This window comes from Tractidigestivibacter montrealensis (assembly GCF_024741235.1).
In the GTDB taxonomy this organism is placed as follows: Bacteria; Actinomycetota; Coriobacteriia; order Coriobacteriales; family Atopobiaceae; genus Tractidigestivibacter; species Tractidigestivibacter montrealensis.
Window position 1 is genome coordinate 722,676 of the sequence record NZ_JANSKA010000001.1, and the last position, 6,922, is coordinate 729,597.

7 protein-coding genes are annotated in these 6,922 nt (G+C 63.9%); 6 read left to right on the top strand and 1 reads right to left on the bottom strand.

Going from position 1 to position 6,922, the window contains the following annotated elements:
- Positions 1 to 59: 59 nt before the first annotated feature.
- Positions 60 to 929, bottom strand: coding sequence for a pyridoxamine kinase (locus NVS32_RS03140; RefSeq protein WP_258498604.1), 870 nt, complete (start codon positions 927 to 929; stop codon positions 60 to 62).
- Positions 930 to 1,083: 154 nt separating this feature from the next.
- On the opposite strand from NVS32_RS03140, the gene purE reads away from it, so the two are divergent.
- The 6 genes from purE to purN are packed head-to-tail and all read left to right on the top strand — an operon-like array spanning position 1,084 to position 6,356.
- Positions 1,084 to 1,545, top strand: coding sequence for a 5-(carboxyamino)imidazole ribonucleotide mutase (gene purE, locus NVS32_RS03145; protein ID WP_258498605.1), 462 nt, complete (start codon positions 1,084 to 1,086; stop codon positions 1,543 to 1,545).
- A 57-nt stretch (positions 1,546 to 1,602) separates the two neighbouring features.
- Positions 1,603 to 2,052 carry a GatB/YqeY domain-containing protein gene (locus tag NVS32_RS03150; RefSeq protein WP_091005345.1) on the top strand — a complete coding sequence of 150 codons (450 nt, stop codon included), beginning with the start codon at positions 1,603 to 1,605 and terminating at the stop codon, positions 2,050 to 2,052.
- Positions 2,053 to 2,079: 27 nt separating this feature from the next.
- Positions 2,080 to 3,075, top strand: a complete 996-nt coding sequence (locus NVS32_RS03155; protein WP_258498606.1) for a class B sortase — start codon at positions 2,080 to 2,082, stop codon at positions 3,073 to 3,075.
- Positions 3,072 to 4,685, top strand: a complete 1,614-nt coding sequence (gene purF / locus NVS32_RS03160; protein ID WP_258498608.1) for an amidophosphoribosyltransferase — start codon at positions 3,072 to 3,074, stop codon at positions 4,683 to 4,685. The genes NVS32_RS03155 and purF overlap by 4 nt, the downstream gene beginning before the upstream one ends.
- Positions 4,675 to 5,745: a phosphoribosylformylglycinamidine cyclo-ligase gene (purM, locus tag NVS32_RS03165; protein WP_117651614.1), complete on the top strand. Its 1,071-nt coding sequence runs from the start codon at positions 4,675 to 4,677 to the stop codon at positions 5,743 to 5,745. Before purF ends, purM begins: the two co-directional genes overlap by 11 nt.
- Positions 5,742 to 6,356 carry a phosphoribosylglycinamide formyltransferase gene (purN, locus tag NVS32_RS03170; protein ID WP_258498613.1) on the top strand — a complete coding sequence of 205 codons (615 nt, stop codon included), beginning with the start codon at positions 5,742 to 5,744 and terminating at the stop codon, positions 6,354 to 6,356. Before purM ends, purN begins: the two co-directional genes overlap by 4 nt.
- Positions 6,357 to 6,922 lie beyond the last annotated feature (566 nt).

Consider the following 6,922-nt stretch of genomic DNA (forward strand, 5'->3'; position numbering starts at 1 on the left):
CGCGGCATTGCCGAGAGCCGCGCCGAGAGCCCGCGCCGCCCGCCGCGTCGGCGGCGCGGCTAACCCACCAGTGCGGCAACCTGCCCCAGCAGGCTCTCGAACGACACCCCACGCACCTCGTTGTCCGGCTGCAGCCGCGTGACCCGCATGGCGTCTCGCACGAAGTCCGTGGCAAACGCTACCGCATCATACACGCTGCGCCCGCACATAACTGCCCCGGTAAGCGTGGAGGCAAACAGGTCCCCGGTCCCGTGCGTCATGAACGGCAACTGCTCGCCCACAACCTCTACCAGGTCGACCTTCTCGCCAGCCACATAATTCCTGATAAGGCCATCGCCGCGCACGACACCCTTCACCACAACAAGACGCGCGCCCATCCCCACCAGCTGTGCCACGTAGCGCTCGACCTCGGCCTCCGAGAGGTCCTGGCCGTGGTACGGCATGCCGGTGAGCAGGTGCGCCTCGGTGAGGTTGGGGGTGAGAATGTCCGCCCCGTCAACTAGATCGCGCATCTTCTCGCACAGCTCGGCCGTGTACGTGGGGTACATCTTCCCGCCGTCGCCCATCACCGGGTCAACCACGCGCAGTGCCGTTGAGTGCTCACGGTACAGCCGTTGAATGACGCCAACCTGCGCCGCAGATCCCAGGAACCCGGAATAGATGGCATCAAGCTCAATGCCTTCCTTGGCCCAGGCGTCCAGGTAGTCGCCAAGAATTGGGGTCGTATTGTGCATGTAGAACGTGGGGAATTTGGTGTGCGCCGAAAAGAGCGAGGTGGGCACCGGGCAGACGTCGCATCCCGCGGCGGAAAGCACGGGGATGGCGATCCCCAGCGAGCACTTGCCGTATCCGCACAGGTCGTGCACAGCGGCGACGCGCGGAATGTACGCGCCCTCCCGCCTGTAGAGAACAAGGTTCTTTGCGTCCATGCGATACCCCTTGGGTCGTAGTTGGCTCGCGCCGTGCGCCGCGGTGCCTCCCGTGCCATCTGTTGCTGTTGGTCAATGATAGGCCCCAGCGTCCAGGTTCGCTCAGCTCCATTTATACTGTGAGGGTCTCTGAACCCAACGCAAAGGGGGTCCTATGGCGGACAAGCCGCTGGTGGGAATCATCATGGGGTCTAAGTCGGACATGCCGGCGATGGAGGCATGCACCGCTCAGCTCGACGAGCTGGGCGTTCCGTACGAACTGGTCATCGCGTCGGCGCACCGTGCGCCGCAGAAGGTCCATGACTGGGCCTCCACCGCGGCAGACCGCGGCCTCAAGGTGATCATCGCTGCCGCGGGCAAGGCCGCTCACCTGGGCGGCGTTGTTGCCGCCTACACTCCGCTGCCCATCGTGGGCGTTCCCATGAAGACGAGCGACCTGGGCGGCATGGACTCCCTGCTCTCCATGGTGCAGATGCCCTCGGGCGTGCCCGTGGCCTGCGTGGCCATTGGTGGTGCCAAGAACGCGGCCATCTACGCCATCCAGATCCTGGGGGCCACCATGCCGGAGTATCGCGAGAAGATCGTTCACATGAAGCAGCAGATGGCAGAGGCGTAGGAGCCAGCCATCCGCACGCGGCCGCGCCTATCCCGCGGCCAGGGAGGAAAGCACCGCATGAAGAAGGAAGAGCTGCTCGAGCAGATTAAGCTTGCCATGAAGGCGCACGACAAGGCCCGTCTCTCCATCCTGCGCCAGGTCAACCAGGCCGTGAAGCAGGTTGAGGTCGATGAGCGTCGCGACGCCACCGAGGCCGACCTCACCAAGGCGGTGAAGAAGCTCCAGAAGGTCACCGCCGAGGAGCTCGACGGCCTGCGCAAGGCTGGCGCCGAGTCCCACGCCGAGCGCATCCAGGAGCTTTCGACGCAGGCGGACGTCCTCTCCCAGCTGCTGCCGCGCCAGCTCGAGGGTGCCGACCTCGAGAAGCTGGCCGATTCCCTCATCGCCGAGCTGGGCGCTACGTCAAAGCGTGACATGGGCAAGGTCATGGGCGCGCTCACCAAGGCAACCAACGGCAACTTCGACAAGCCCGCAGCCGCGGCGTACGTGGGAAGCAAGCTCTCCTAGCCCAGTACGTCCGAGAAAGGCAATCACGTGTCAAACAGTCAGGGCAAGCACTTTAGCCAGCCGGACGGCGGTGGATCCGCAGCTTCCTCGCGCAGCGACGCGCCGCGCGGCACCGCAGGTGACCAGCGCTCTGCTGGCTTCATCCCGGTGGTAACCAGTGACCCGTCGGCCAAGGGCGCCGGTTCCTCTCGCCACAACCGCCGCATGAAGAGCGACAGCTACCGCGAGACCGACCCGTACGACCTCTCTGGCCGCCGCTCCCGCGACCCGCGAAAGCGTCGCAACCGCATCATCTCCACGGTGCTCTTCATTGTGGGCATTACGCTTATCGTGGCGGCTGCGGGCATGTACGGCTACTCGCAGTGGCAGTACCACGAGCAGGACGTCGAGAACGAGAAGCTCGCGGCCTACGCTACGGTGGATGACCAGGGCAACCAGCCGCCTGTGGTGGACTGGGCGGGCCTCAAGGCCGTTAACCCCGAGGTCGTTGGCTGGGTGCAGATCCCCAACACCGTGGTGAGCTTCCCCGTGTACCAGGCGTCGGACAACGACAAGTACCTCCACACCAACGCCGAGGGCAACTACTCGCTGGGCGGCCAGGTCTTCATGGACTACCAGAACCAGGCGCCTGGCATGCTTGACCAGCAGACCATCATCTACGGTCACCACCTGCGCAACGGCGCCATGTTCAAGCCTATTGCCGACATGGACAAGCAGGAGGCCTTCGACTCCGTGAGCACCGTGTGGTACGTCACCGAGGACGCCACGTACGAGCTGGAGCCGCTCTTCCTCTACTACGCTGACGAGAACGACACCAACGTGCGCGTCTTTGACTGGTCCAGCGACGACGAGTTCCACTCGTACCTCTCTGGCCTTCTGGCCAAGGCCGTGACCAGCCGCTCTGACGCCTCCGAGCTCATCGGCAAGACGAGCCACGTGCTCACTCTCTGCACCTGCAACTATATTGATGGCTATGGCCGCACCATCCTGGTGTGCGTCCCCAAGAGCGAGGTGGCATCGTGACGGAAGCGTCGTGGACGCCGGAGCCCAGTGACGACAAGCTGCACGACGAGTGCGGCGTCTTTGGCGTGTGGGCGCCCAACCGCGACCCAGCGCGCATGGCGTACTTTGGCCTGCGGGCACTGCAGCACCGCGGGCAGGAGTCGGCGGGCATTGCGGTGGGAGACGGGCGCACCGTTCTGGTGCGCAAGGACCTTGGCCTGGTCACACAGGTCTTCTCCGAGGCAGACCTTGCCGCCATGCCAGGCAAGGTGGCAATTGGCCACTGCCGCTACGGCACCGCCGGTGCCAAGGGGTGGGAGTCCGCGCAGCCGCACCTCTCGATGATCAACGACGTAATCATCGCGCTGGCCCACAACGGCACGCTCGTGAACTTTGACGCGCTGCGCGCCGAGCTCATTGAGATGGGCATACCCTTCCGTTCCAGCACCGACAGCGAGGTTGCGGCCAAGCTCATTGGCTACTTCACGCAGCGCGGGCATCGCCTGCGTACGGGCATTGCGCACACCATGCGCATGCTTGAGGGCGGCTACGCCATGGTGCTCGCCCGCGAGAATGCCCTCTATGCGTTTCGCGACCCGCACGGCATTCGCCCGCTGGTCCTGGGCAAGCTTGGCGAGGGCGAGTGGGTCGTTGCCTCCGAGACCTGCGCCTTGGACATTGTTGGCGCCACCTACGCGCGCGAGGTCGCGCCCGGCGAGATAATCCGCATCTCCGACGATGGCTTCCGATCCGAGCAGGGCGTGCCGCCGCAGCCCCGTGCGGACTGCATCTTTGAGCACGTGTACTTCTCGCGCCCTGACTCGGTGAAGGACGGTAGCTCGTTCTACCTCATGCGCCACAACATGGGCCGCCGCCTTGCGCGCGAGACCCCCGTTGATGCCGACCTTGTCATCTCGGTGCCAGACTCCGGCACGCCCGCGGCCGAGGGCTACGCCGCCGAGCTGGGGCTGCCGTACGGCACCGGCCTCATCAAGAACCGCTACGTTGCGCGTACCTTCATCCAGCCTACGCAGGCCCTGCGCCAGATGGGCGTGCGGCTCAAGCTCAACCCGCTGCCCGACGTGGTGCGCGGCAAGCGCATCGTGATGGTGGACGACTCCATCGTGCGTGGCACCACGTCCAAGCAGATTGTCCAGATGCTGCGCGACGCCGGCGCCACCGAGGTCCACATGCGCTCGGCCTCGCCCATGGTCACATGGCCGTGCTTCTACGGCATCGATACCGCCAACCAGGACCAGCTCATTGCCGCCAACATGTCGCTCGAAGAGATGCGCGACTTTATCGGCGCCGATACGCTGGGCTTCCTCTCGCCGCAGGGCCTCATCGACTGCGTGCCCCACGGCGGTTACTGCACGGCCTGTTTCACCGGCGACTACCCGGTAGCCATTCCGCGCTCGTTCTACGAGGAGAAGTTCCTGCCCGGTTACAAGCCGCACAACCTCATGCAGGCGTCGCTCGAGTCGCACATGAGCATCGACCAGATTGCGCGTGAGGTCGAGCAGGACTCGGCGGCACGCTTTGAGGCCGCCGGCGCCGTGGACGAGAACAACGGCCCTGCCGAGAACAACGATGCAACCCCAGCTAGGAAGGACGCCCAAGATGGCAGATAAGCCCCAGCACGTCTCGTACGCAGATGCCGGAGTCGACGTGGACGAGGGTGCCCGCGCCGTCGATGCGATTAAGGCGGCCGTCGCCTCGACCAATCGGCCCGAGGTCATTGGCGGCCTGGGCGGTTTTGGCTCGTGCTTCTCGATGTCTGCGTACAAGGACATGGAGGACCCGGTGCTGGTCTCGGGCACGGATGGCGTGGGCACCAAGCTCGCCATTGCGCAGCTGCTCAACCGGCACGAGACCGTAGGCGAGGACCTTGTGGCCATGTGCGTGGACGACGTTGTGCCCATTGGCGCCGAGCCGCTTTTCTTCTTGGATTACGTTGCCATTGGTAAGCTGCGCGCCGAGCACGTGGCCAAGATTGTGGGTGGCATTGCCGAGGGTTGCCGCAAGTCCGGCTGCGCGCTGGTTGGCGGCGAGATGGCCGAGCACCCCGGCGTCATGAACCCTAACGACTACGACTTGGCTGGCTTTGTGGTGGGTGTAGTCGACCGGCCAAAGATGATTGGTCCGCACCTGGTGCACGAGGGCGACGTGATTCTCGGCCTCCCCAGCTCTGGCATCCACTCCAACGGCTACTCGCTCGTACGCAAGGTGGCCATTGAGGGCAAGACCGTGGAAGAGCTGGAGCGCCCGCTTCCCGAGCTGGGTGGCGAGAGCCTTGCTGACGCCGTGATGCGTCCCACCACTATCTACGCCGGCGGGCTGGTACGCGCGCTCAAGGCCGGCGTGCCCATCCACGCTATGGCACACATCACCGGCGGCGGCATCACCGAGAACCTCAACCGAGCGCTGCCCGCAAACGTTGACGCGGTGGTCGACCGCGGCGGCGAGGATGGCCCCGCATGGGACGTGCCGCCGGTCATCACGTACATGGTGCGCGCTGCGGGCCTCACGCCCGACGAGGCGTACAAGACCTTCAACATGGGCGTTGGCATGAGCATCATCTGTGGTCGCGACGACGTGGACGAGGTCTGCGAGGGGCTTGTTGCCCAGGGGTTCTCGCCGTTCGTGATGGGCGAGTGCGTCGCGGGCGAGGGCAAGGTGACCTATCGATGAGCATTAAGCTGGGAGTGCTCATTAGCGGCTCGGGTACCAACCTGCAGGCGCTTATCGATGCTATTGCCGCAGGTAAGCTTGATGCCAGCATCGAGCTAGTGGTGAGTTCGCGGCCAAGCGCGTACGGGCTCAAGCGTGCGGAGGCGGCGGGCATCCAGACGCTTACGCTCTCCAAGGAGATCTACGCTGACCCAATCGTTGCCGACGAGGTCATAGCCACCGAGCTGCGCCGCGCTGGTGTGGACTACGTGCTTATGGCGGGCTACATGCGGATGGTGCACGACCCCATTCTTGCCAGCTTTCCCAACCGCGTGGTCAACATTCACCCGGCGCTGCTGCCCAGCTTCAAGGGGGCGCACGCCATTCAGGACGCCTTCGACTACGGCGTTAAGGTCACGGGCGTGACGGTCCACTTTGCCAACAGCGACTACGACTGCGGTCCCATCATCGCGCAGCGGCCGGTGGAGGTAGAGGAGGGCTGGACCGTCGACCAGCTCGAGGTTCGCATCCACGAGGTCGAGCACCAGATTTACCCGCATGTTGCGCAGCTCCTTGCGGAGGGGCGCGTACATGTGCGCGAAGACGGACACGTGGTGATCGACCAGGTCTAGTGGCGGTTTTTGGCAACGCCCTGATGCCCCTTCGGCCTCGGCCGGAGGGGCTTTTCCGTTTGGCAGCAGTTTTGATTAAAATCCTCATGTGCTATCTGGCAGAGTGCAATTATCTGCCTGCGGTTCCATGAAGTTAGCCCACGCTTCTACTTGGGGTGGCCGAGAAAAACCATAGCCCAACCGCAAATTTGTGCCATGCCGAAATAGTCGCCGGCAAGACGGGCCGCTGGGTCTTCTCATACCCGCATCTCATACTTTGGAATGATGTCAGATTCCAAGGATATCGACATCATGTATGGGTTAAGGGCCGCGTGTGTCAGCGGGCCGGCGAGTACCAACGACGCACTGGGGGTGTGGCATGGGAACCCGTTTGAGGAAACCCCTCATAGAGCCTGAAGGATATAGCTGGCGACCGCGTTCAAGCTGCCGGCGAATGGTGCCGAATCTTCAAAATCGAGAATTTCATTCCACATGGCATCCATTTCATTCCGTGAGAAGCAAGAACAACTATCTCTCTGTTAGACCAGCATTGACGTAGCCGCTCCCTGCCGTTGCCAATAGTCCCA

Excerpts from the sequence above, each read along its gene's own strand:
- NVS32_RS03140 (WP_258498604.1), bottom strand. The coding sequence starts at position 929 with ATGGACGCAAAGAACCTTGTTCTCTACAGGCGGGAGGGCGCGTACATT.
- purE (WP_258498605.1), top strand. The coding sequence starts at position 1,084 with ATGGCGGACAAGCCGCTGGTGGGAATCATCATGGGGTCTAAGTCGGAC.
- NVS32_RS03150 (WP_091005345.1), top strand. The coding sequence starts at position 1,603 with ATGAAGAAGGAAGAGCTGCTCGAGCAGATTAAGCTTGCCATGAAGGCG.
- purM (WP_117651614.1), top strand. The coding sequence starts at position 4,675 with ATGGCAGATAAGCCCCAGCACGTCTCGTACGCAGATGCCGGAGTCGAC.
- purN (WP_258498613.1), top strand. The coding sequence starts at position 5,742 with ATGAGCATTAAGCTGGGAGTGCTCATTAGCGGCTCGGGTACCAACCTG.